At 29.1% G+C, this 24,905-nt stretch carries 22 protein-coding genes and 1 riboswitch; all 22 genes read left to right on the top strand.

Annotated elements, in window-relative coordinates; genetic code table 11:
- The first annotated feature begins 5 nt into the window (after window positions 1–5).
- The 22 genes from gcvT (at window position 6) to RT714_RS03530 (ending at window position 24,786) form a co-directional block, all read left to right on the top strand.
- On the top strand, window positions 6–1,100 hold the full coding sequence (gene gcvT / locus RT714_RS03635) for a glycine cleavage system aminomethyltransferase GcvT (RefSeq protein ID WP_313756251.1): 1,095 nt from the start codon (window positions 6–8) through the stop codon (window positions 1,098–1,100).
- A 32-nt stretch (window positions 1,101–1,132) separates the two neighbouring features.
- Window positions 1,133–1,516: a glycine cleavage system protein GcvH gene (gene gcvH, locus RT714_RS03630; protein ID WP_313756250.1), complete on the top strand. Its 384-nt coding sequence runs from the start codon at window positions 1,133–1,135 to the stop codon at window positions 1,514–1,516.
- 3 nt (window positions 1,517–1,519) lie between these two features.
- On the top strand, window positions 1,520–2,866 hold the full coding sequence (gene gcvPA / locus RT714_RS03625) for an aminomethyl-transferring glycine dehydrogenase subunit GcvPA (RefSeq protein WP_313756249.1): 1,347 nt from the start codon (window positions 1,520–1,522) through the stop codon (window positions 2,864–2,866).
- Window positions 2,863–4,317, top strand: a complete 1,455-nt coding sequence (gene gcvPB, locus RT714_RS03620; RefSeq protein WP_313756248.1) for an aminomethyl-transferring glycine dehydrogenase subunit GcvPB — start codon at window positions 2,863–2,865, stop codon at window positions 4,315–4,317. The genes gcvPA and gcvPB overlap by 4 nt, the downstream gene beginning before the upstream one ends.
- Window positions 4,318–5,736 (top strand): dihydrolipoyl dehydrogenase, encoded by a 1,419-nt coding sequence (gene lpdA, locus RT714_RS03615; protein WP_313756247.1) that lies wholly within the window; start codon window positions 4,318–4,320, stop codon window positions 5,734–5,736.
- Between the two features lie 393 nt (window positions 5,737–6,129).
- Window positions 6,130–6,711 (top strand): sigma-70 family RNA polymerase sigma factor, encoded by a 582-nt coding sequence (locus tag RT714_RS03610; protein ID WP_313756246.1) that lies wholly within the window; start codon window positions 6,130–6,132, stop codon window positions 6,709–6,711.
- Window positions 6,692–7,663, top strand: a complete 972-nt coding sequence (locus tag RT714_RS03605) for a DUF4367 domain-containing protein (protein ID WP_313756245.1) — start codon at window positions 6,692–6,694, stop codon at window positions 7,661–7,663. Before RT714_RS03610 ends, RT714_RS03605 begins: the two co-directional genes overlap by 20 nt.
- A 305-nt stretch (window positions 7,664–7,968) precedes the next feature.
- Window positions 7,969–8,091: a hypothetical protein gene (locus tag RT714_RS03600; protein WP_313756244.1), complete on the top strand. Its 123-nt coding sequence runs from the start codon at window positions 7,969–7,971 to the stop codon at window positions 8,089–8,091.
- Between the two features lie 7 nt (window positions 8,092–8,098).
- Window positions 8,099–8,284, top strand: a riboswitch (cobalamin riboswitch).
- Between the two features lie 276 nt (window positions 8,285–8,560).
- On the top strand, window positions 8,561–9,412 hold the full coding sequence (locus tag RT714_RS03595) for a YitT family protein (protein WP_313756243.1): 852 nt from the start codon (window positions 8,561–8,563) through the stop codon (window positions 9,410–9,412).
- Window positions 9,413–9,523: 111 nt separating this feature from the next.
- Complete coding sequence (locus tag RT714_RS03590) at window positions 9,524–10,132, top strand: phosphatase PAP2 family protein (RefSeq protein WP_313756242.1); 609 nt, start codon at window positions 9,524–9,526, stop codon at window positions 10,130–10,132.
- A 199-nt stretch (window positions 10,133–10,331) separates the two neighbouring features.
- Window positions 10,332–11,351 (top strand): metal ABC transporter solute-binding protein, Zn/Mn family, encoded by a 1,020-nt coding sequence (locus RT714_RS03585; protein WP_313756241.1) that lies wholly within the window; start codon window positions 10,332–10,334, stop codon window positions 11,349–11,351.
- On the top strand, window positions 11,341–12,069 hold the full coding sequence (locus RT714_RS03580; protein WP_313756240.1) for an ABC transporter ATP-binding protein: 729 nt from the start codon (window positions 11,341–11,343) through the stop codon (window positions 12,067–12,069). Before RT714_RS03585 ends, RT714_RS03580 begins: the two co-directional genes overlap by 11 nt.
- Complete coding sequence (locus RT714_RS03575; RefSeq protein ID WP_313756239.1) at window positions 12,070–12,897, top strand: metal ABC transporter permease; 828 nt, start codon at window positions 12,070–12,072, stop codon at window positions 12,895–12,897.
- Window positions 12,898–12,920: 23 nt separating this feature from the next.
- A complete protein-coding gene (locus RT714_RS03570) occupies window positions 12,921–13,370 on the top strand; it encodes a Fur family transcriptional regulator (protein ID WP_072976981.1) in 450 nt (149 codons plus the stop codon).
- A complete protein-coding gene (locus RT714_RS03565; RefSeq protein WP_313756238.1) occupies window positions 13,367–14,317 on the top strand; it encodes a GTP-binding protein in 951 nt (316 codons plus the stop codon). The genes RT714_RS03570 and RT714_RS03565 overlap by 4 nt, the downstream gene beginning before the upstream one ends.
- Before the next feature lie 13 nt (window positions 14,318–14,330).
- Window positions 14,331–15,929 carry a permease gene (locus tag RT714_RS03560; RefSeq protein ID WP_313756237.1) on the top strand — a complete coding sequence of 533 codons (1,599 nt, stop codon included), beginning with the start codon at window positions 14,331–14,333 and terminating at the stop codon, window positions 15,927–15,929.
- An 11-nt stretch (window positions 15,930–15,940) separates the two neighbouring features.
- On the top strand, window positions 15,941–16,750 hold the full coding sequence (locus RT714_RS03555) for a TIGR03943 family putative permease subunit (RefSeq protein WP_313756236.1): 810 nt from the start codon (window positions 15,941–15,943) through the stop codon (window positions 16,748–16,750).
- A gap of 94 nt (window positions 16,751–16,844) precedes the next feature.
- Complete coding sequence (locus RT714_RS03550) at window positions 16,845–17,840, top strand: AraC family transcriptional regulator (protein WP_313756235.1); 996 nt, start codon at window positions 16,845–16,847, stop codon at window positions 17,838–17,840.
- 391 nt (window positions 17,841–18,231) lie between these two features.
- Window positions 18,232–19,995, top strand: a complete 1,764-nt coding sequence (locus RT714_RS03545; protein WP_313756234.1) for an ABC transporter ATP-binding protein — start codon at window positions 18,232–18,234, stop codon at window positions 19,993–19,995.
- A complete protein-coding gene (locus tag RT714_RS03540) occupies window positions 19,988–21,712 on the top strand; it encodes an ABC transporter ATP-binding protein (RefSeq protein ID WP_313756233.1) in 1,725 nt (574 codons plus the stop codon). Before RT714_RS03545 ends, RT714_RS03540 begins: the two co-directional genes overlap by 8 nt.
- Before the next feature lie 46 nt (window positions 21,713–21,758).
- Window positions 21,759–23,135: an MATE family efflux transporter gene (locus RT714_RS03535; RefSeq protein WP_313756232.1), complete on the top strand. Its 1,377-nt coding sequence runs from the start codon at window positions 21,759–21,761 to the stop codon at window positions 23,133–23,135.
- A 250-nt stretch (window positions 23,136–23,385) separates the two neighbouring features.
- Window positions 23,386–24,786 (top strand): hypothetical protein, encoded by a 1,401-nt coding sequence (locus RT714_RS03530; protein WP_313756231.1) that lies wholly within the window; start codon window positions 23,386–23,388, stop codon window positions 24,784–24,786.
- The last annotated feature ends 119 nt before the right edge of the window (window positions 24,787–24,905 follow it).

The raw sequence follows: 24,905 nt of genomic DNA, 5'->3' as shown, positions 1-24,905 counted from the left end.
GTTAAATGGAAGCAAAGAAAACCCCATTATATGATGAGCATGTAGAATTAGGAGGAAAAGTTGTTGATTATGCAGGATGGTATCTTCCAGTACAATATGAGGGTTTAATTGCAGAACATGAAGCTGTTAGAAATGCTGTAGGTTTATTTGATGTATCCCATATGGGTGAAATCACTATTAAAGGAAAGGACGCTTTAGCATTTGTGGATTATCTTATGACAAATGATATATCTAAAGTTGTAGATAACCAAATAGTCTATACTTTTATGTGTGCACCTGATGGAGGAGTAGTAGATGACCTATTAGTATATAGATTAGCTCATGATGATTATTACCTAGTAGTAAATGCTTCAAATACGGCAAAGGATTACAAATGGATATTAGAGCAAAAAGGTAATTTTGACGTAGAAATCACTAATATTTCCGATACTGTTGGAGAAGTAGCAATACAAGGACCTCTAGCACAAAAAGTACTACAAAAATTAACAAAAACTGATTTAAATACAATTACTTTCTTTACATTAAATAGAAAAGTAGATATCAATGGAGTAGAATGTATGGTTTCCAGAACTGGCTATACTGGAGAGGATGGTTTTGAGGTTTATACAACTAATGAAGGTATAGTAAAGGTATGGAAAGATATGCTTGAAGCAGGAAAGGAAGAAGGCATTAAACCTTGTGGATTAGGATGTAGAGATACACTTAGATTTGAGGCTTCATTGCCATTATATGGTCATGAAATTTCAGCTGAGATAAATCCTTTAGAGGGTGGATTTAAATATTTTGTAAAGCTTGACAAAGCATCAGATTTTATAGGTAAGGAAGCTCTTAACAAACAATGGAAAGAAGGGCTTAAGAGAAAATTAGCAGGATTTGAAATGATTGACAGAGGAATTCCAAGAGAAGGATATGAAATACAAAAAGACGGCAAGGTAATAGGACATGTTACTACAGGATATATGTCACCAACTCTTAAGAGAAATATTGGTAATGCACTTATTTCACCTGAATATACAGAGTTAGGAACAGAAATTGATATTATGATAAGAAATAAGCCAGCTAAAGCAAAAATAATTAGTAAAAAGTTCTTAAATAAATAATAAATATAATAATAAATTAGGAGGGTTAAAAGATGAAGGTTGTAAAAGGATTACATTATACTAAGGATCATGAATGGGTAAAATTAGAAGGAAATTTAGGGACTATAGGTGTTGCTGACTATGCACAACATCACCTAGGAGATATAGTATATGTAGAGCTTCCAGAAGTTGATGATGAAATTGAAAAAGAAGAAGCTTTTTCAGCTGTGGAATCAGTTAAAGCAGCTGCAGATATTTATATGCCAGTAAGTGGAAAAGTAGTAGAAGTGAATGAAGAACTAATAGATGACCCTGCTCTTTTAAATGCAGATCCATATGAAAACTGGATGATTAAAGTAGAGATGACTAATAAAGATGAATTAGAAGAATTAATGACAAGTGAGGAATATGAAAAGTTTTTAGCTGAGGAGGAATAAAATATGTTTCCATATATAGCAACTACTCACGAAGACGAGCAGGAAATGCTAAAATCTATAGGATTTAATTCTTTAGGAGATTTATTCAGTGATATTCCTGAGGATATGAGATTAAATAGAGAATTAAACTTACCTAAGGCAAAGAGTGAACTTGAAGTTAGTTCATATTTAACCTCATTAGCAAAAAAGAACTGTTCAACTAGTGAAATGCCTTGTTTCATTGGTGCAGGAGCATATGATCATTATATTCCTTCAATAATAAATCATATTATTTCAAGATCAGAATTTTATACATCATATACTCCATATCAACCAGAAATAAGTCAAGGAACACTTCAATATATATTTGAATTCCAGACACTTATATGTAATTTAACTGGAATGGATGTTGCAAATGCTTCATTATATGATGGCGGTACTGCTATTACTGAAGCGGCTTTAATGGCTGCAGCAACTTCAAGAAAAGATGAGATTATAATATCTAAGACAGTAAGACCAGAGTCCATACAGGTTCTAAAAACTTATGCACATGTGCAAGGACTAAAGGTTATAGAAGTTGATATGAAAGATGGAGTTACTGATTTAGAAGAATTAGAAAGTAAGGTAAATGATAATACTGCAGCCGTTATAGTTCAAAGTCCAAATTTCTTTGGTATAATCGAAGATTTAAAGGCTACAGGAGAAATTACTCACAAGGTTAAGAAAGCTAGTTTTATAGCATCTGTTGATCCAATATCTCTTGCTATTTTAAAGAAACCAGGTGAATTAGGTGTTGATGTAGTAGTGGGAGAAGCTCAAGGTATGGGCATACCTTTATCATTTGGTGGACCATATTTAGGCTTTATAGCTACTAAATCTGAATATATGAGAAAATTACCTGGTAGAATAGTAGGACAGACAGAAGATAAAGATGGCAAAAGATCTTTTGTTCTAACACTTACAGCTAGAGAACAACATATAAGAAGAGAAAAAGCTACTTCTAATATCTGTTCTAATCAAGGCTTAAATGTATTAGCAGCAACTATCTATATGGTAACTCTAGGAAAAGAAGGGTTAAGAGAAGTTGCACTTCAAAGTACAAAGAAAGCTCATTATGCTTTTGAAAAGCTTACTAAATCTGGTAAATATAAACCACTTTTTGATAAGCCATTCTTTAAAGAATTTGCTATTACATCTGATATAGATGCTGATAATATAAATCAAGAATTAATAAAGGAAAAAATAATAGGTGGATATCACCTAGGTAAAGATTATCCCCAATTTAAAAATTCTATCCTATATGCAGTAACAGAAAAGAGGACAAAGGAAGAAATAGATAGATTAAGTAGTGTATTGGAGGGGATAAAATGAGAAAGTATGATAAACTAATATTTGAATTATCTAAACCAGGAAGAAGGGCATATAATCTTCCAGCACTAGATGTAGAAGATAAAGACATAAATGATTTTATTCCACAAGAATTTTTATCTGAGACTGAACTTGATTTTCCAGAGTTGTCTGAGGTTGATGTAATTAGACACTATACAAATTTATCAAATAAAAATTATGGTGTAGATACTGGATTTTACCCATTAGGCTCATGTACCATGAAATATAATCCAAAAATCAATGAAGATACATGTAGGTATAATGGATTTGCAAATCTTCATCCATATCAATCGGAATGCTGTACTCAAGGTGCATTACAATTAATGTACGAACTAGATAAATCCTTATCTGAAATAGCTGGTATGGATAAAATGAGCTTACAACCAGCAGCTGGTGCTCATGGTGAGTTAACTGGTATTATGGTTATTAAGGCATATCATGAAAAGAATGGAGATTTTAAGAGAAATAAAATCATAGTTCCGGATTCAGCTCATGGTACAAACCCAGCTACAGCAGCAATGGCTGGATATAAAATAGTAGAAGTTAAGTCAACTAAAGATGGATTGGTAGATTTAGAAGCACTTAAAGCTGTAGTAGGAGATGATACAGCAGGATTAATGCTTACAAATCCAAATACTCTTGGTATATTCGATAAGCATATTAAAGAAATTGCTAAAATTGTTCATGATGCAGGAGGACAATTATACTATGATGGAGCCAATGCTAATGCTATCTTAGGTCATGCAAGGCCAGGAGATATGGGATTTGACGTAGTTCACTTCAATATCCATAAAACTTTCTCAACACCTCATGGTGGTGGAGGACCAGGTTCAGGACCAATAGGAGTTAAAAAGCATCTTGAAGAATTCTTACCGGTTCCAGTGGTACAAAAAGATGGAGATAGATACTATCTAGATTATAATGTACCACATACTATAGGTAAGGTTAAAGATTTCTTTGGACATTTTGGAATATTAGTTAGAGCATATACTTATATCCTAACAATGGGTAGTGATGGATTGAAGAAAGCTAGTGAAATAGCTGTATTAAATGCTAACTACATGGCTAATAAATTAAAAGAATATTACTATTTACCAATAGATACTATATTCAAACATGAATTTGTGTTGGGTGGATTAAAGGATACATTATCAGAAGTGACTACACTGGATATAGCTAAGAGATTACTTGATAAAGGCTATCATCCACCAACAGTATACTTCCCATTAATCATTAACCAAGCAATTATGATTGAACCAACAGAAACTGAATCTAAAGAAACACTTGATGAATTTATAGATGCTATGATTGAGATTTCTAAAGAGGCAAGTGAAAACCCACAATTGTTGAAGGATGCGCCTCTTAATACTATTGTAAGCAGACCAGATGAAACAAAAGCAGCAAGAAATCCTGTGCTTAAATACGAAGGGTAGGTGTACCATTTGACTAAAACTATTGCCGTTATAGGAGCTGGTCCAGGAGGCTATGTAGCAGCAATAAGAGGAGCTCAACTTGGTGCTGATATAATCTTAATAGAGAATAGAGAAGTAGGGGGTACATGCCTTAACCGAGGCTGTATCCCTACTAAAACTTATTTTAGAAATGCGGAGATTATGTCCAATTTTAGAAGAGCTGCTGAATTTGGAATTACAGCAGGTGAATTTAAAATGGATGGAAAAGCACTGCAAGAGAGAAAAAACAAAGTTGTAGATACTTTAGTAGGAGGTATTGAACAACTTATATCCTCTTATAAAAACATAGAATTTTTACGTGGAACAGCTAATATAAAAGATAAAAATAATATTTCTATAGATTTAAAGGATGGAAGTACAAAGGAAATAACAGTAGATAATATAGTTATAGCTACGGGCTCTAAACCTCAAATGACTGAAACAAAAGGAGTAGATTTAGAAGGTGTAATTACATCGGATGAACTTCTAGAGATGGATGAAATTCCAGAAACTTTAATTGTAGTAGGTGGTGGAGTAATAGGGCTAGAATTTGCAAGTATTTATCAGGAATTAGGTTCCAAAGTAATTCTCTTAGCGTCTAGGATTTTAAAGGATGCAGATAAGGAGATTTCAAGAAGACTTGTTCCAATGTTAAAGAAACAAGGAATTGAAACCTATGTTGATATTAGAGCTAAGGAAATTACCAAAGAAGGGGACAAGCTTAGGGTATTGGCTAAATATAAAGAAAAAGATGAAGAAATAGAAGTGATAGGTGATAAAGTACTTATTGCGTCAGGTAGAGGTCCTGTAATGGAAGGACTAAATCTTGATGGACTAGGAATTAAATATGATAATAAAGGTGTTTTTGTAAATAATGAGTTTGAGACCAATATAGAAGGTATATATGCTATAGGAGACGTAAATAGAGGAGTTCAATTAGCTCATGTAGCATCAGCTCAAGGTGTATATGTAATGGAAAAAATAATGGGACATACACCAGATATTAACTTAGATATCTATCCAAACTGTGTATTTACAATGAATGAAGTAGCCCATGTAGGTTATACTGAAGAAGAACTCAAGGAAAAAGGGATAGCTTATAAAGCAAGTAAGTTTATGTTTGCAGCCAATGGAAAAGCTTTATCCTTAGGAGAAGGAGAAGGAATAATAAAAATACTTGCTGGGGAAGAAGATAAAAAGGTTCTAGGAGTTCATATACTTGGGCCTCATGCAAATGATTTAATTGCTGAGGGAGCATTAGCAATAGCTAATGATTTAGATATCCATAGTATAATGAGAACAATTCATGCCCATCCAACTCTTTCAGAAACATTTTATGAAGCGACATTAGGATTAGAAAATCAAGCGATTCATATAGCACCACCAAGAAAAAGAAGATAGCTTATGCTATCTTCTTTTTCTATCTAATGGTTTAGTTAAAAATAAATATTATATATTAAAATTATCATTGGATTTATTTATACTTATTAAAAAGCTTTATTTAAGAATTAAAAGACTTAAAATGTATTAGGAAAATTTAATATTACAAAGACTCTAGTGAGATAAATTGCTTTATTCATTATAAGGGGATCATTATTACCATACTAGGGTCTTTTGCTTTTCTATAATAAGATTTGAAATAAAAGGTCATTGGATATTTGTAATACTATAAATAAATTTTTCCATCTTTTTATGATAAAATTTAAAATAATATGTAATGGAATCGAAAAGTTACCGTATTAACATATGAGATTAGTTTTACTTAGCTAAGTGAAGGAAGGAGGTTTTAAAAAATTGCAACAAGTTGCATTAATAGATATTTTAGATAAAAAACAATCAGAAAAACATCTTTATAAGGAAAGAGATTTTGGTTATATTTTTGAAACATATTATAAAAGAGTATATAACTATGTATATTATCGCATCAATGCTTATCATGCAGCAGAAGATTTAACAAGTCAGATTTTTGAGAAGGCAATGGTTAAGATAGATACTTACTCCGAAGAAAAGGCACAATTTGAGGTATGGCTATTTGCCATAGCTAGAAATGTGGTAAATGATTATTTTAGAGAGTTAAAAAAATGCAAATTATTTTCAATTGATAAAATTAAAGACTTAATATCTAATATAGGAACACCAGAAAACATAATTGAGATAGAAGAAACAAATAATGAACTTTTAGAAGCATTAAAAATTTTAGATGAAAGAGAAAGAAATATTGTAGCACTTAAATTTGGTGCAAATTTAAAAAATGTAGAAATTGCAGAGGTATTAGATATAACTGAAAGTAATGTTGGTGTAATTCTCTATCGTACAATGAAAAAGTTAAAAAGAAAATTGGAAAGAGGGGATGAATTTGAACAAAAAGAACATTGAAGATAGACTTTCCATAGATATAGATGATTATCTCAATGGTAAAGAACCTCCAAACTATTTTGAAGGGGAATATAAAGAACTTTTGCAATTGGGAAAATTATTATCTCATAAGGACTTTAGTAAGAATAGTAACAAAGAGGAAATATTTAATAAGACTTTAAAAAATATTAATGAATATGGAGGAAAAGATAATATGAAAAAATCAAGTAAATTTAAACATCCAATGGTGAAGGTGGCTTCAGTTGCTTTAGTATGTATACTAGGTGTTTCTACTATGAGAACATCCTTTGCACAAGAATTAGTAGATAAAGTAGTACGAACTATAACTCTTGGACATGTAACAGTAATAGAGGAAGAATCTGTAGAATCCCTTCCAGTTCCAGAGGAACTTAAAGGCAAAATCTTTGATAAACATGGGAAACCAATAGAAGTATTTTTAGGAGATAAAACTCAAAAAATGTATACAGCTGATGGAGAAAAGATTGGCGGCTTTAGTGCTGATGAGAGTGGTAATATAGAGATAGTAACAGCTGATGAAAAAGAAAAGAGAAGAGAAATAAAAGACTTAATAGTTAAAAATCCTAGTGAATTAAATAATTATACTTGTTTCGATGTTAAACTTCCTAGTTATTTGCCAGAAGGATATAAATTTGATAGGGCTGAATTTTTTAGAGAAAATGAGAATGATATGGTAGAAAATACTAAATATATTTCTATGTTTTTTACCAATGATAAAACTGGAGAATATATATATATGCAGCAGAGATTTGCTGATGAAGAAACTGCATATGAAACTGGAGCAAAAAAGGTTGAAAAGATAAATATTAATGGTGTAGATGCTTTACTATATGATAATAATCTTGACTGGGAAGATAATGGTGTTATTTATATGTTAAATGGAAGAGGTATTGCGAAAGATGAATTAATAAAGATGGGAGAATCCTTTAAATAATTATTAGGAAAAAAATTAAAAACTCTCTATAGATATGGTTCTATAGGGAGTTTTTATATTAATATAAGAAAATTTATATGTTATAATTTATTTTATGCTATAATATGAAACCAAATCTAGATATTTATTGTATATGTAGATGATATCTGATAAATATGGGGGATTGTATGGAAAAGATATATATAGACATTAAAGTAAAACATAAAAGATCTTAGAGATATTGATAGATGATTATTTAACTTATATGTTTATAATGGCAAATAATATTATAGGAGTTTTCTCAGAGGGTGAGATAAGGATAAAGTATGAATAAGGAAAAATTTGTATTGAAAGATATGATAATGAAAATAGAGAAATTGTTAAAAAAGATAGATACTATTAGACATTGTGTCAATATTGACTATACTGTAATTATATTATATACTTAGAATTATAATTAAATATTTATGTAAAGGTGTAGAATAAAATATTATCTACTTAAAAGGGAAATAGGTTAAAATCCTATACGGTCCCGCCGCTGTAATGGGGAGAGATTTAAAATTAATGTCACTGATTATTTGGGAAGACTTTAAATTTTTATGAACCAGAGTCAGAAGACCTGCCTTTACTTATGCACTAGGAAACTCTACGGTGAATAGGGGGGTGTTAAAGCGGATTTTTAGTATATGACGAATTGTATTATGATCCGTCTATTTTTCATGCCTCCCAAAATATTTTAGATTTGGGAGGTTTTTTATAATGAATAGAAAGTTTTATTTTTACCTCTTTATTTTAAAACTTGATTTATATGAATACTGACAGGCTGTGGGAATCTTTGATTCCCTAAGATGTAGGTGAAAAACTAATTTTGATTCGTTGATGGATATTTTTTATATTATTAATAAGGGAGGAATATTTTTGAGAGAAAAATTAAAAGAGTATGTATTTATAACTATTGGAATGATAATGGTGGCTTTAGGACTATATTTCTTTCTTATGCCAGAGAAATTAGCCATAGGAGGTGCTAACGGCCTTGCCATTGTGATTAATAATTGGATTCCAATCTTATCCATAGGAACTATTATGATAATAGTTAATATAATTTTATTTGCAATCGGTTTTCTAATTGTTGGAACTAGCTTTGGATTTAAGACTATTTATGCTAGTATAGGAACTTCTGTAATTGTTTCTTTCCTTGAGAAAACTATTCCTATTCGCCAGCCTTTAGTAGAGGATATTATATTGCAGCTTATTTTTGGAGTTTTTATATCTGCTATAGGTATAGGGATTGTCTTTAATCAAAATGCATCTACAGGAGGAACCGATGTAATAGCTAAGATAATGAATAAATTTTTTGGAATAGAACTTGGTAAAGGAGTACTTATCTCAGACTTTGCAATAACAATAATGGCTGGATTTACATTTGGTCCTAAATTAGGAATGTATTCTCTATTGGGAGTTATATTAAATGGCATGGTAATAGATTGGACAATTGAAGGGATAAGTTTATGTAAGGAAGTAAATATAATAAGCGAATATAGTAATGATATTAAGGAATATATAATAAACAATTTAGAAAGAGGGGCAACTCTATATAGTGCTAAAGGAGCTTATACAGGCAATAAAAAGGATATAGTAGTTACAGTTGTAGATAGAAGGGATTTTATAAAACTAAAAAATTATATAAAGAGAATAGATAAGAATGCTTTTATTACAGTAAGTAATGTTTATGAAGTATTGGGAGACGGCTTTAAAAATATAGAAGAATAAATATAAGATTTAATTAGGTTGAAATTATATAAGGAAATCAACCTAATTATTTTATATTTTATAGGATATTTGATATAATTGATTTAATAAAATAAGAAATAGGGTGAATAGATGGCTAAGTATAAAAAAATAATGACTTTAAGTTTAATGATAATAATATTTTTTATTCTGGGGTTTATGGTAAAGGGAAGTAGTGAAGGTATATTATTTGATGTGTGGGTAATGGATTATATGCATACTAATACTAATCCATTATTATTATCTTTAATGAGATTTATATCATTTATAGGTTCAAGTGGATTTTTACTCCCTATAATGGCTATGATAATATCATATACAATAATTAAGAGAAAATATTATGAATCTAAACTATTGTTAATATCGACTTTAGGTTCATATTCATTAAATCACTTATTAAAACAGTTATTTCAAAGAACAAGGCCCTTAAAATATTTTCTAGTAGAACAAGGAGGTTTTAGTTTTCCAAGCGGACATTCTATGGTAACTATGACTCTTTACTCTACAATAGCTTTTTTATTAGCTAAAAATACATATAATCATAGGAAAAAGGCATGGATACATATTTTAGCTTTTATTATGATATTATTAATGGGGATAAGCAGAGTTTACTTAGGGGTTCATTGGCCAACAGATATTATAGGTGGTTACTTAGCAGGGTATATATTTTATTATCTAAGTATTAAACTGATTAAAGAATAAAAATAATATATAAAGTAATTTATTTAAAATTATCTTATATATTATTGACAAAGAATATATATCTATATATAATAAATGTAAATAAAATTACTCTTAGCTTTTAAGTTAAGAGCTTTTTTATACAAAAAAGTAAATGCAATTAGTTTGCATTAGCATATAAAATTAGATATAATAAGATTAAATTAAGGAGGAGTTAAAGATGATGAAAAGAAAAATTTGGAGGATAATGTTTGCTATTTTTGCAGTATTATTAATTTCAGGATGTAGTGAAAAACAAAATCATGACGAGGCAAATCATGGGAAACTAAAGATTATAACAACTCTATTTCCTCAATATGATTTTATTAGGGAAATTGGAAAAGATAAAGTAGATGTAAGTTTATTACTTCCACCAGGAGTAGAATCTCACTCTTATGAGCCTACTCCAAAGGATATAGCTAGAATAAAAAAATCAGATTTGTTTATTTATACTGGAGAGTATATGGAGCCTTGGGCAAAAAAGATTGCTGATAGTATTAATGGAAATAATTTAATAATAACTGATGTTAGTAAAGGAATAACTTTACTAGACCACGAAGATCACGAAGATCATGAGGAACATGGGGAACATGAAGAACATGAAGAACATGAAGAACATGAAGAACACGAAGAGCACGAAGAGCATGAGGGACATTCTCATGGTAGCAAAGATCCTCATATTTGGTTAGATCCTATAAATGCAAAAAAAATGGTGGATAATATTGTAGAGGATATGATAAAAGCAGATGAAGAAAATAAAGATTTTTATATAACCAATGCAGAAGAATATAAAAAGCAATTAGACCTATTGGATCAAGAGATTATAAAAACTTTAAAAAACACTAAATCAAATAAGATTATTTATGGGGGACATTTTGCATTTGGCTATTTTGCAAGTAGATATAATTTAGAATATATTACACCATATAAAGGATTTTCTCCAGATGCAGAGCCTACACCTAAGATGATTATTGAGCTAATTAAAAATATAGAAGACGCAGGAGTAAAGGCAATATATTATGAAGAATTAATTGATCCTAAGGTGACTAGAATATTATCAAAAGAGACTGGAGCAAAAATGCTATTACTTCATGGTGCACATAATTTATCTAAGGAAGAAATGGAATCTAATATAAATTATATTGATATTATGAAGGGGAATTTGGAAAGATTAAAAGAAGGACTTGGATATGAAGAATAGAGTATTAACAGTGGAAAACTTAACGTTTAAATACGGCAGAAATGATGCAATTAGAAATATTAGTTGTATCATAGAAAAGGGGGATTACTTAGGTATAATAGGGCCTAATGGTTCAGGTAAAACAACGTTATTAAATGTAATATTAGGGTTATTAGAGCCTGCAAAAGGGAGTATAAACTTTAATAAAGAAGCTCAAATAGGATATCTTCCTCAAAGAACTATTAAAACTGATAAATTATTTCCTGCAAAGGTAAAAGAAATAGTTGCAACAGGATTATTATCTAATAAGGGGATGTTTAAATTTTATACAGAAGAAGATTATGAAAAAATAGATAATATTCTTAAAAGATTAAACATTTATGATTTAAAGTATAAAAAGATAGGAGAGTTATCTGGGGGGCAACAGCAAAGAGTATTTTTAGCACGTGCTATGGTTTCTTCTCCTAATGTAATATTATTGGATGAACCTACTAATTATTTGGATACCAGTACTAGAGAAGAACTATATAGGATTCTTAAGGAGTTAAATACAGAGGAGAAAGTAACAATAATAGTGGTGTCCCATGATTTAAAAACTATGGGAAAATATATAAATAAAGTATTATATCTAGAAACAGAACTTATTTTTTATGGAGATTATAAATTATTCCTTCATTCAAAAGAAATAAGAAGATATCTAAATCCTATAGATATTGATGAGATAGATGGGGGGATATAATTGGAGAACATAATTTTTATAATTAAAGATGCGTTTCACTACGATTTTATGATAAAGGCAATAGTTGCAGGTATATTAATAGCAATTTCCTCATCTTTCTTGGGTATATTTATTGTCCTTAGAAAACATTCTATGATTGGAGATGGATTAGCCCATGTAAGCTTTGCAACAGTTGCAATTGCATTGCTATTAAAACAATCACCAATATTGATATCCATACCAATAGTAGTACTGGCTTCAGTCCTTATACTAAAATTAAGTGAAATAGATAATTTAAACGGTGATGCTTCCATAGGTCTGATTTCATCTTTTTCCGTAGCAGTAGGAATATTGATTTCTTCATTATCTAAGGGATCTAATATTGATTTATTTAGTTATCTATTTGGAAGTATTTTAGTAATTAGTGATTTTGAATTAATACTTTCTGTAATATTATCTATAATTATTTTGTCTATAATTATATTATTTTATAATAGTCTATTTGCTATTACTTATGATGAAAGTTTTGCCACAGCAATGGGAATAAATGTGAAGAAATTAAATTATTTAATATCAATATTAACAGGAATAACTGTAGTTCTTGGCATTAGAATAGTAGGTACAATGTTGATTTCTAGTATGATTATTTTTCCTACAGTAACAGCATTACAGATATCTACTAGTTTTAAGAATACTATAATTATATCTGAAATAATATCTATTTTATCAGTAATAGTAGGTTTGTTTATTTCATTTGTTTATGATCTTCCTACTGGTGCTACAATAGTCATTGTAAATGCTATCTGTTTTATGATATCTTTGTTTATAAAGAAGATAGATTTAAGCTAGGGTAATTAAAAGGAGATGGCAAAATGATAAAAATAGATAATAAAGAGATATTTAGTAAGTATAGAATAAAAAATACAAAACAGAGAAATGTAGTTTTAGATATATTGAAAAGTAGCGATGCACCTATGACCGCGGAAGAAATATTTATAGAAACCCAAGGTTCTAATATATCTATGAATTTTTCAACTGTATATAGAATACTAAATACATTTGTTTCAAAGGATATAGTTATAAAATCAAGTATTGGTGAAGAGGATAAAAATATGTATGAACTAAATAAGGAGGAACATAGTCATTATTTGATTTGTAATTCTTGTAAAAGGATGATAAAAATTGGACATTGTCCCTTAGAAGAATATGAAAATCAAATACAAAAAAATACTAAATTTCATATAACAGGACATAAACTTGAGATATATGGTTATTGTCCTGAATGTGCAGAAAACAAAGATAGGGAAGGAGAATATCAATGAAAACCAAAGTTGATATTATAGCAGGATTTTTAGGAGCAGGTAAAACTACCTTGATAAAAGAAATGATCAGTCAAAGACTTTATAATGAAAAGGTAGTGATTATAGAAAATGAATTTGGTGAAGTAGGTATAGATGGTGAATTAATAAAGGAATCTGGATTAGAAGTTAAAGAGATAAATTCAGGATGTATATGTTGCTCTTTAACTGGAGATTTTGAAAAATCAATTGAGGAAATAATTGAAAAAATTAATCCAAGTAGAATTATAATAGAGCCTTCGGGAGTCGGACAACTATCTGAAATAATTAAAGCATGCAAGACAGAAACTTTAAAAAATTTAATTCAAATCAATATGTTAATAACAGTAGTTGATGTAGAAAGATTTAATTTATATATTTCAAATTTTGGTGAATTTTATAAAGATCAAATTAAAAGTGCTAAAACTATTTTACTTAGTAGAACAAATGGCATTAGCAGAGAAAATATAGAATTTGTAACAAAAGAAATACAGAAGATTAATATTAGATGCAATATAGTTTCAACACCTTGGAAGGAACTTGATTTAAGCTCAATAATCTCTTTAGCAGAAAAAAATAGTGTAAATCATATTAATAGAAAAATAAAGAGTGTTAAGGTAGTAAGAGAAAAGATAAAAAAACTAAATTCCCATAAAGTATTTCAATCTTGGGGCATAGAAACTCCAAAAATATTTACAATAGATAAAATAAAAAACATCATAAAACAATTTAATGATTCCCAAGAATATGGCAATATTCTGAGGGCTAAGGGTGTTGTAGAAATTCAAGATAATAAATGGATTCAGTTTAATTATGTCCCAGGAGATCTTAGAATATCAGAAGTATCACCAAATTATAACGGTAAACTTTCTGTAATAGGAACCAATCTTAATAGGGATGAATTAAATAAAATATTTTCTATTATAGAATAAGAGGACATGCCTTATGAGAACAAAAGTAGAAATAATTACTGGTTTTTTGAGTTCAGGAAAAACATCAATGATTAACTCTATTTTAAGAGGAGAAAAGGATGAAAATAAAAGAATAGTTATAATTCAATGTGAATTAGGAGAAGAAAAAATAAAAGATGAGTATTTACATCAAAATATAATTAAAGAAAGCATTTCAAATCTCAGTCTTTTGAAATCCAATTATATAAAAGAGATAATTGAAAAATATTCTCCAGATAAGATAATTATTGAACAAAATGGAATGGACTCCATTGAGGAATTATTAAATAATTTAGATAATAAAATTTCAAGAAGATATATAATGATTGAGAGGATTACAAACATAATTGATTGTAGGAATTTTAATATGCTCATGGGGATATTAGGGAATAATCTCATTAATAAAATAGCATATAGTGATTTAATTATTCTAAACAATGTAGACAAGGTATCCCCTAATGAATTAGAAGATATAAATAAAAAGGTTAGAAGTAGAAATAAAACAGGAGCAATTATAGAGATTGATGAAGGCGAAGGTTTTTCCGATTATTTTCAATTTAAAAATGGAAATAAGAAATTGGAGGGAAAAATCTATGATAAATTAACCATGTTATTTTTAATAACTGTAGCCATATATTTATCATTAAATATTTTTATGGCAATAGACTTTGGGAAGTTAAATATAGATTTTACTAAATTATATATTTTAAATACAATTTTTATAAGTATATTGATGGAATCCTTTCCATTTTTAATTCTTGGAGTGTTTATATCGTCTATTATTCAAGTCTTTATAACAAGAGAGATGGTAGTTAAGTATTTTCCTCAAAACAAAATCATATCCTTTTTATTTGCCATAGTAGGAGGAATATTTTTCCCGGTTTGTGACTGTGCCATAGTTCCAGTTGTATCTAGGTTAGTGAAAAAGGGAGTTCCCCTATATGTGGCAGTAACTTTTATGTTGTCAGCACCTATTGTAAATCCAATAGTGATAATTTCTACATACTATGCATTTCCTAACCAGCCTCAAATTATGATATTTAGAATAATAATAGGGATTATAGTTGCAATAATATCAGGTATTTTATTTTTGATATTTCCAGAAAAAGAAATATCTATTAAAAACAATGAATTAGATGAGGTTTGCAGTTGTATTTATTGTAACAATATAAAAGATATAGGTATAAAAGGTAAGATAAGTATGATATTTAAACATGCAGGTGAAGAATTTTTTGATGTTGGAAGATTTTTGATACTAGGTGCATTGTTAACAAGCTTCTTTCAAGTTATGATTTCTAAAGATTTACTTGTAAAACTAAGTGGAGATAATGTAATATCCATTTTAATTATGATGCTTATAGCATTTCTTTTTTCATTATGTTCATCATCAGATGCTTTTATTGCAAGAAGCTTTCTAAACCAATTTCCAATAGGCAGTATAATGAGTTTTATGGTCTTAGGACCTATGATAGATATGAAAAATTTAATTATGTTATCAGATAGCTTTAGTAAAAGATTCATCATAAAATTAACTTTTATTGTATTTAATATAACATTTTCAGTTATTTGCTTTTTCACCATATTAAATTTATAGGATGATTAGATATGAGGATTAAAATAAACCATAGAATAAATTTAGAAATTATTTTGAAGTTGGTGTTTTTATTTGGATTTACTGCATTTTATTTTATTACAATTAAAGAAAACACAGTAAGTAACTATGTTCACCCGAGAATAATACCATATATGTGCTTTGCTATGATTAGTTTTTTGTTTATTGCTTTATTTATGGTAAGTGAAATTTTTAGAATTAGAAAAAAGAATACTCAAATAGGCAGATATATTATTTTTTTGTTACCAGTACTGACAGCATTTATATTACCACCTAAGTCCATAGTTTTTTCATCAGATAAATTAAGTAATATTAAGTCAGTAGATAGAAAGATTTCAAAAACATATGAAGAAAATGAAACTGATAAGAGTACATCTTCGGAAATATTTAGCATATATAGTGATATAATCGATGACAAAGAAAGTTCTATTTATTTAGAAGATGGAAAAATAATTCTTAATGAAGATAATTTTATAAATTGGATTGATGAACTATATATAAATTCCGATAGGTATGAAGGGAACACAATTGAATTAATAGGGTTTGTATTAAAGAATAATGAATTTAAGCAAAATGAATTTGTAATTGCTAGATCTATGATGGTATGCTGTGCTGCTGATACACAGGCCATAGGTTTTTTATGTAATTATGAAAATACTTCTCAATTAGAAGAAGGCTCATGGATAAAAATTAATGGAGAAATAAATATCATAGATAATGATGATGATAGAATTCCTGTGATAGATATTCAGAGTATAAAAGGGGTAGATAAACCAGAGAATGAATTTATATATCCTTATTGATGTATTATAAAAAATAAACATTAGAAGATTGTGTTATTTAAGTTGCAATCTGATATAATTATAGTGATAATGACTATCAATAAGGTGGGGTACTATGAGAAATGGAATTAATATAATAGATACATACTTTAAGCAGATGGAGAAAAAATGTGCATGTAAATTATCGGATGAATTGATTGGTACTAAATATAGTATATCTAAAAACATTGGGAAAGGTACAATAACAAGAATAATAATTGATGAAGGGTTAGAAATTGCATATTGGGATAATAATGCTACAATGGAATGGTCATTTAACAATGAAAAATATGGATCAAATATTATAGAAATATCATATTGTTATAAAGGTAAAGTGGAAATTGAAACATTTCCCAATAAAAAGAAATATTTTTTAGAAAATGGTGATATGGCTTTTTACAGAATGGAAAATTATATAGAAAAGTTTAAATTTTCTTATGAAGACTTTGGGGCTATTTCTATGCATATAGATTTAAATAAAATAAAAGGCTCTCTAAATCCTATATGGGGAGCAAAAGTTATATTGGAGTGGGAAGAACTTATAGATAATATATATTCCAAGGATATTTTAAATATAGAGAAGGCACCTTATAATATAAAATTAGCTGCAAAAGAAATAAGGGATATGAAGATAGTTAATATGATGGATTATATAAAAATTAAATTTAAAGCATTGGAATTATTTATGCTATGCTTACAATTTAAAGTAGGCAGAAATTATAATATTGATAACTTTACTAAAGAAGAAGTAGATATAATATATAGGGCAGAATCTATAATATTAGAGAACTTACAGGAACCTCCATCTTTACAGGGACTTTCTAAAGATTTAAATATCACAATTTATAAGTTACAAAAAGGATTTAAAGAAATAATGGGAAGCACTGTATATGAATATATTAGAAGAGCAAGGATAGAAAGGAGCAAGATACTTTTAAAGGATACGGATATTCCTATTATTTGTATCGCCAACAAAATAGGGTATGAAAACCCCAGTAAATTTTCCAATGCATTCAAAAGTTATACTAATATGACTCCAACAGAATATAGAAATAAAAAGTATAGAGATTAAATAGTAAAAGATGTTTCTATAGAAACATTATAAGGCAGCTTTCTTTGGGACTTGTTGTGATGCACACCCAAAATGTTAGACAAAAAACTAATATTTGGAGGTGTGCTTTATAAAAAAGATTATTTTTAAATAAAATAATCTTTTTTTGTTTTTTGGATTAAATAAAGTATTTCTCAGAGTTGATAATGATAATCGTTATCAGTTATCATTGATATAGTAATGATAACAAAACTAAAGGATTCTTTTGAGGATATGATTAAAGATAAAAACGAACAATAGAAAATTAAAAATGAGGGAGGAATAGGTAATGAAAGCAATAGAATCAACAAAATTTCAAACAATGGGTAAAAAAATATTGAACAAACATTTCAAGAAAGCAGGGATGATTTAGATGAAAAGGAAATCAAACTTTAAGTTCTTGATGGAATTATCAGGAACTGAAAAGAATAAATTATATATTTCCGCTTTATTTAGCATTTTAAGTTCTATACTAGCAATAGTACCTTATGTTCTGATGTATAATATTATATTAGAATTATTTAAAGATGCCATGGATTTAAATAGGGTTAAGCACTTGGTAATTACAACTATTATAACTCTTATAATAAGGTTTGCACTTTTCTTAACATCAGGAACGCTTTCTCATATAGCAGCTTTTACTATTCTTTATGAAGTAAGGATGAAATCTATAGAACATATTTCAAAACTTAATATGGGTTTTTTCACTAGTCATACTACTGGAGAACTTAAAAAGACTATAAATGAGGATATAGAAAAGTTAGAAAATTTTATAGCTCATCAAATACCAGATTTATCCGCTGCGGCTGTTACTCCTTTAGTGGTTTTTAGTTATTTATTATTTTTAAATTGGAAATTAGCTTTAATATTATTGATTCCTGTACTGTTAGGATTATCACTTCAATGGATTATGATTTCAGGATTTAATAAAAGAATGACAGAGTATCATGAAGTACTTAAAACTCTTAACTCTACAATTATTCAATATATTAATGGAATGCCAGTTATAAAGGCCTTTAATTTATCAACTAAATCCTTTGAACAGTATAAAAATGCGACAGAAGAGTATGAAAAATACTGGCAAAAAGTAGCTAAACAAATGGGAGCACCATATGGAATATTTACAGTTGTAATAGATTCTGGATTAATATTTATGATTCCAGCAGGTGGAGTTTTATATCTTAATGGAAATATGAATATAGCTACTTATTTACTATTTTTGATATTGAGTATGAACTTTCTAGATTCCTTTAGACTGTTATTAGATCTTGGTTCTAGTTTTGCATATTTATTAGAAGGTGCTGGTAAGGTAAGGGAAATATTAGAAGAACCTGTTCAATTAAATGGAAATTTACAGCTAAATGGAAGGTTTGAAAAAGGAATCGAATTTAGAGATGTGGATTTTAAATATGACAATAATGAAATTTTTAAAGATTTTAGTTTGAAGATAAAACCTAATACAACCATAGCATTAGTAGGACCTTCTGGTAGTGGTAAAACTACATTAACCCAATTAATAGGCAGGTTTTGGGATGTAAATAGAGGACAAATACTTATAGATGGAATAGATATAAGGAATATTTCCATAGATAACTTAATGGATAATATGTCTTTTGTGTTTCAAGATGTATTTATGCTCCATGATACGATTTTAGAAAATATAAGGATGGGTAGCAATGCTTCTTTAGAAGAAGTTATAAATGCAGCAAAAAAGGCACAAATTCATGAATTTATTATGACATTGCCCCATAGATATGAAACCAAGCTGGGAGAGCATGGAACTAAATTAAGTGGCGGAGAAAAGCAGAGGATATCCATAGCAAGAGCAATTCTAAAGGATAGCCCAATAGTGTTATTAGATGAGGTAACATCTTATTCAGATATAGAGAATGAATCTAAGATTCAAGAGGCATTAAAAAATTTGTTAAAGGATAAGACAACTATAATAATAGCCCATAGATTATATACTATAAAAAATTCAGACAATATAATTGTGTTAAATGATGGGAAAATCGTAGAGCAAGGAACACATGAGAGATTATTGAAAAATAGAAATTTATATAGACATTTATGGGATATGTATGAGCTTGAAGGGAATCAAGCCATAAGAGTAGAGGCAGGTGTACAACATGTTTAAAGAAGTGAAAGCTTTATTGGGAGAAGATAGAAAAAAATTAAGAAGACCTATATATTTTACAATATTGGATTCTTTTTTCAATATGTTTATTTATGGGATGTTATATAAAGTGCTAATGGACTTAATGGATAGAAAATTATCTTTAGAGAAAATTAAAATCTATGGATTGATTATGATAATAGGCTTTTTAGCCAGGGCTACAGTAGTTAGTTTATCATATAGTGAATTTAATATTGAAGGTGCAAAGATTATAAAGAATATGCGATTAAACTTGGGAGATCATCTAAGACATTTAAACCTTGGATATTTTAATAAAAATAGTATTGGAGATTTAAGTAATATAATGACTAATGATATTCAAGACTTTGAGAAGGTTATAACTCACAATGTTGGAGATTTAATTAAGACAATGTCTTTAAGTATCTATATAATACTTATTTCTTTTGTAATTGATAGGGGATTAGCATTGACTCAATTAACAATTTTAATAACTGGAGCACCTTTATTATATATGGCAGGACTTAAGGCTAATAGTATAGGAAAAAAGAAAAAAGCAGCAATGAATGAGGTCATTTCCAGAATGGTAGAGTATCTAAATGGAATAAAACTATTTAAGGCATATAATCTAGTTGGAGAAAGGTTTGAAAGACTGGAAAGTTCATTCAGAAGTTTGAAGAAAGAGAGTATAAAGTTTGAAATCAGAGTAGTTCCTTTTATATTTGCATATATGATAGTTATAGACATAAGTTTCCCAATAGTATTATTTTTGGCAACCAAAAGGCTTTTAGCCGGAACTATAGGTAGTAAGTCCTTTTTAACTTTTATGATAATAAGTTTAACTTTAACAAATGTTCTCAAGGCATTTTCCAGAGTTTATGCTGAATTTAAATTTTTTAAATTAGCAGCCCAGAAGCTAAATAATACCTATAGTCAATCTAAAATAAATTATAAATATGAGAATATTGATTTTAAGAATTATGATATTGAGTTTAAAGATTTAAGTTTTGAATATGAAGAAGGGGAAAGCATATTAAAAAATATAAACTTTACTGCAAAAGAAGGTACTATGACAGCTCTGATAGGACCATCAGGCTCAGGTAAGACTACGATTACAAGCCTTATAGCAAGATTTTGGGATGTAAATAAGGGAGAAATCACAGTAGGTGATAAGGATATAAAAGATGTAAATCCAGAAACTCTTTTAAACCACATAAGCATGGTATTTCAAGATGTATATCTTTTAAATGATACTATATATAATAATATAAAAATAGGAAATCAAGATGCCAGTTATGATGAAGTAATAGAAGCTGCAAAAATAGCAAATTGCCATGAGTTTATAAAAAAACTTCCACAGGGGTATGAAACCATGGTAGGAGAAGGAGGTTCTACATTATCAGGAGGAGAAAAGCAGAGAATATCCATTGCTAGGGCAATACTTAAAGATGCTGAAATTATTTTATTAGATGAGGCCACAGCTTCTCTAGATGCAGATAATGAAATGGAAATAAGAAAATCTATAGATAAACTTACAGAGAATAAAACTGTAATTGTAATAGCACATAGATTAAATACTATTAAAGATGCGGAGCAAATAATAGTGTTAGACGAAGGTGAAATCGAAGAAAAAGGTAATCATGAGGAGTTAATGAAAAATAAGAAGAGATATTATAATATGCTTCAAGAGATGGAAAGGGCAAAGTCATGGGCCATATAAATTTAGGACATTCAAATTAATAGACAAAATTTAGGGAGGATTTTATATGAAACAAGCTATAATAGATGAAAAGGAGAAACAAAAACAATTTATATTGTCAAACAACTTATGGAAGGTTATGGTTCAACTGTCGTGGCCAGCAGTTATAGCCATGGTTTTATACGGATTTAATTCAGTTTTAGATGCTATTTTTGTCGGCAAATATATAGGAGAGACTGCTCTGGCAGGAGTTTCAGTTGCCTATCCTCTTTCTCAAATTAGTGTAGCCTTTGGTTCATTAATTGGTGTTGGTGCTGGCTCAGTTTTAAGTATTTCATTAGGGAAACAAGATAAAAAAACACAGGAGCGTCTATTAGGTAATGTTAATTGGCTTTCTCTTGTAATAACAGTTGTTTATATGATATTAGGGTTACTCTTTTCAATCCACTTAATGAAAGTTATGGGAGGTAAAGGAGAGGCTTTAGTTTTAGGAAATAACTACTTTAGAATTACTATTTTAGGTTCGTTTTTTTGGATATATGGATTAGCAGGGAATATGATGATACGATCTGAAGGAAAAATGAAATCAGCAGCAATAATGATGGGAACAGGTTTAGTAGTAAATTGCATTGCTAACTATATTCTCATAGTAGTTTTTGATTTGGGAGTAGAAGGCGCTGCATGGGGAACGAATATAGGAATGTTTGTCTATACCTTACTTGCTTGGATATATTTTGGGAAAGGATTTGCTTCATTTAAAACTAAGATTTTTGTATTGTATCGAGATAAGAATATAATAAAATCTATTATAGATCTTGGTATGTCTTCTCTTATTATGAGTATTATGAGTTTAGTACAAGCAGTGATTATTTTCAATACATTATCTAAATATGGCACAATGGAAGATGTGGCTTTTTATGGGGCGGTATATCGTGTATTTACTTTCCTTCTTACACCAATATTTGGTTTGATGCGTGCATTGCAACCTGTGGCAGGAATCAATTACGGTGCAAAAAAATATGATCGTACAATTAGTTCATATAAGATATTTACTTTAGCTTCTATGATATTAACATTGCCTTTCTGGATTGATTCAATGATATTTCCCAAAGCAATTTTAGGATTAATGTTAACGGAACAACTATTTACAGGAACCCAAATAATGTATTTTCGAATATATATGGCAGCACTACCTATACTATCATTGATTTTTACAGCTATGACATTTTTCCCTTCAATTGATAAAGGAAAGCCGGCAGCTATAATTGGTATTATAAGGCAACTTGTTTTCTTTATACCTGTAATGTTAATTTTGCCAAAGAAAATTGGAGTGTCGGGAGTTTATTTTGGAACTCTTGGAATTGATATAATTATAGTTTTATTTACTATAGTTATGTTAAAAAAAGAATTTATTAGTTTAAGAGAAAGAAAAATAGCTCACTAAATAATAGAATATAAGAAACTGAACCTAAGTAAATAGACTATTTATCAAGTCTATATAATCGGGTTCACTTTACTCAAATATTATTTTCATCTAATATTTATGGTGAAGGTCAACTATTATTTGGATTTGATGGACATCTAAAGGGTGGGAAAAGGAAATAGATATATTTAAAGAAATATAAATAATGGGAACCATAGATACCCTTCTTTGCATATTCTAAAGTACCAAAGGAAATGTAGGGAGGGGTTTTATGGATATTCAATTAAATGCTTTACATTATGTATACCTACTATTTACTCTTTTGATACTTGGAGTAATGCTTAGAAAGAGAGATACTTCCTTAGTTTGTATTTTGGGAATATTTATATTAGGGATTATGGCAACATCTTCATTATCGCAAGCCTTAATTGGAGTATTTAATTCTTTTATCTATGCAATAATTGAATTAATGGGAACAATTTTAATTATTTCAGTAATAGTAGGAATGAGTACAATTCTAACTAAAACAGGAGTAAATGAGATAATGATTTCACCTTTTACTAAATTAATAAAAAGCCCAGCTCTAGCTTATTGGGTTATAGGAATACTTATGATGATAATATCTTGGTTTTTTTGGCCATCACCAGCAGTTGCCTTAATAGGTGCAGTTATGTTACCAATAGCAGTAAGTGTAGGGTTACCTGCAATAGGTGTAGCTATGGCAATGAACTTATTTGGTCATGGAATAGCATTATCAGGAGATTTCATCATTCAAGGAGCACCAAAGCTTACGGCAGATGCAGCTGGCATTCCAGTTTCAGAAGTTATTTCTGCAAGTATTCCATTGGTGGCTGTAATGGGAATAGTTACAACTGTAATTGCATTTATAATATTGAAAAAGGATTTAAAAACTGGAAAACTTAAAGCTAATAATGAAAGGAAAAGCAAGAGATTAATGGAGGAAGATGAAAGTATAAAGAATATTTTAAGTTATAAGACTAAAAAAAATCTAGCATTATTTATTCCAGTGTTATTTGCCATAGATATTTTAATTATGTCTGTAGCAAAACTACAAGGAGGAGATGCTACGGCTTTAATAGGGGGAACTGCTATATTTATACTCATTATGGTTTCCTTATTGACTCATAAAGGAAAAGCTTTAGAAGAAATAACAAAATATCTAGTCTCAGGATTTAAATTTGGATTTGAAGTATTTGGACCAGTAATCCCAATAGCAGCCTTCTTCTATTTGGGAGATGATGGATTTTTCAAGGTTATTGGTGAATTTCTACCATATGGTTCTGAAGGTTTGGTAAATGATTTGGGTATTGCTTTAGCTAATACTGTACCATTAAATGCTGGAGTAGGAGCAGTTACATTGACAACAGTAGGAGCAATAACTGGATTAGACGGTTCAGGGTTTTCAGGCATATCTTTAGCTGGGTCTATAGCTAGATTATTTGGGGCAGCTATAGGCAAAGGTACGGCCACTCTTACTGCTTTAGGTCAGGTGGCTGGCATATGGGTAGGAGGAGGAACTTTAATACCCTGGGCAGTAATCCCAGCAGCAGCTATTTGTGGTGTAGACCCATTTGAATTAACAAGAAGAAATTTTAAACCTGTAGCTATAGGTTTAGTTGTAACTACAATAGTTGCAATGTTCATAATGTAATTAAAAGGCTGGATTTTTATTTATTCTAAAAATCCAGCCTTTTTTATATTTGAATATAAAGAGGATATTCAATAATATGTTATATGGTATAATATATTATTGAACAAAATTAAAATTAT

Source organism: Tissierella sp. (assembly GCF_032104385.1).
Lineage (GTDB): Bacteria > Bacillota > Clostridia > Tissierellales > Tissierellaceae > Tissierella.
This window is presented reverse-complemented; position numbering and strand designations above follow the sequence as displayed.

Coding starts and splice junctions, on each gene's coding strand:
- gcvT (WP_313756251.1), top strand. CDS start 6: ATGGAAGCAAAGAAAACCCCATTATATGATGAGCATGTAGAATTAGGA.
- RT714_RS03545 (WP_313756234.1), top strand. CDS start 18,232: ATGAAAAGGAAATCAAACTTTAAGTTCTTGATGGAATTATCAGGAACT.
- RT714_RS03590 (WP_313756242.1), top strand. CDS start 9,524: ATGGCTAAGTATAAAAAAATAATGACTTTAAGTTTAATGATAATAATA.
- RT714_RS03530 (WP_313756231.1), top strand. CDS start 23,386: ATGGATATTCAATTAAATGCTTTACATTATGTATACCTACTATTTACT.
- gcvH (WP_313756250.1), top strand. CDS start 1,133: ATGAAGGTTGTAAAAGGATTACATTATACTAAGGATCATGAATGGGTA.
- RT714_RS03560 (WP_313756237.1), top strand. CDS start 14,331: ATGAGAACAAAAGTAGAAATAATTACTGGTTTTTTGAGTTCAGGAAAA.
- RT714_RS03540 (WP_313756233.1), top strand. CDS start 19,988: ATGTTTAAAGAAGTGAAAGCTTTATTGGGAGAAGATAGAAAAAAATTA.
- RT714_RS03550 (WP_313756235.1), top strand. CDS start 16,845: ATGAGAAATGGAATTAATATAATAGATACATACTTTAAGCAGATGGAG.
- RT714_RS03570 (WP_072976981.1), top strand. CDS start 12,921: ATGATAAAAATAGATAATAAAGAGATATTTAGTAAGTATAGAATAAAA.
- gcvPA (WP_313756249.1), top strand. CDS start 1,520: ATGTTTCCATATATAGCAACTACTCACGAAGACGAGCAGGAAATGCTA.
- RT714_RS03585 (WP_313756241.1), top strand. CDS start 10,332: ATGATGAAAAGAAAAATTTGGAGGATAATGTTTGCTATTTTTGCAGTA.
- gcvPB (WP_313756248.1), top strand. CDS start 2,863: ATGAGAAAGTATGATAAACTAATATTTGAATTATCTAAACCAGGAAGA.
- RT714_RS03600 (WP_313756244.1), top strand. CDS start 7,969: ATGAATAAGGAAAAATTTGTATTGAAAGATATGATAATGAAAATAGAG.
- RT714_RS03555 (WP_313756236.1), top strand. CDS start 15,941: ATGAGGATTAAAATAAACCATAGAATAAATTTAGAAATTATTTTGAAG.
- RT714_RS03535 (WP_313756232.1), top strand. CDS start 21,759: ATGAAACAAGCTATAATAGATGAAAAGGAGAAACAAAAACAATTTATA.
- RT714_RS03580 (WP_313756240.1), top strand. CDS start 11,341: ATGAAGAATAGAGTATTAACAGTGGAAAACTTAACGTTTAAATACGGC.
- RT714_RS03565 (WP_313756238.1), top strand. CDS start 13,367: ATGAAAACCAAAGTTGATATTATAGCAGGATTTTTAGGAGCAGGTAAA.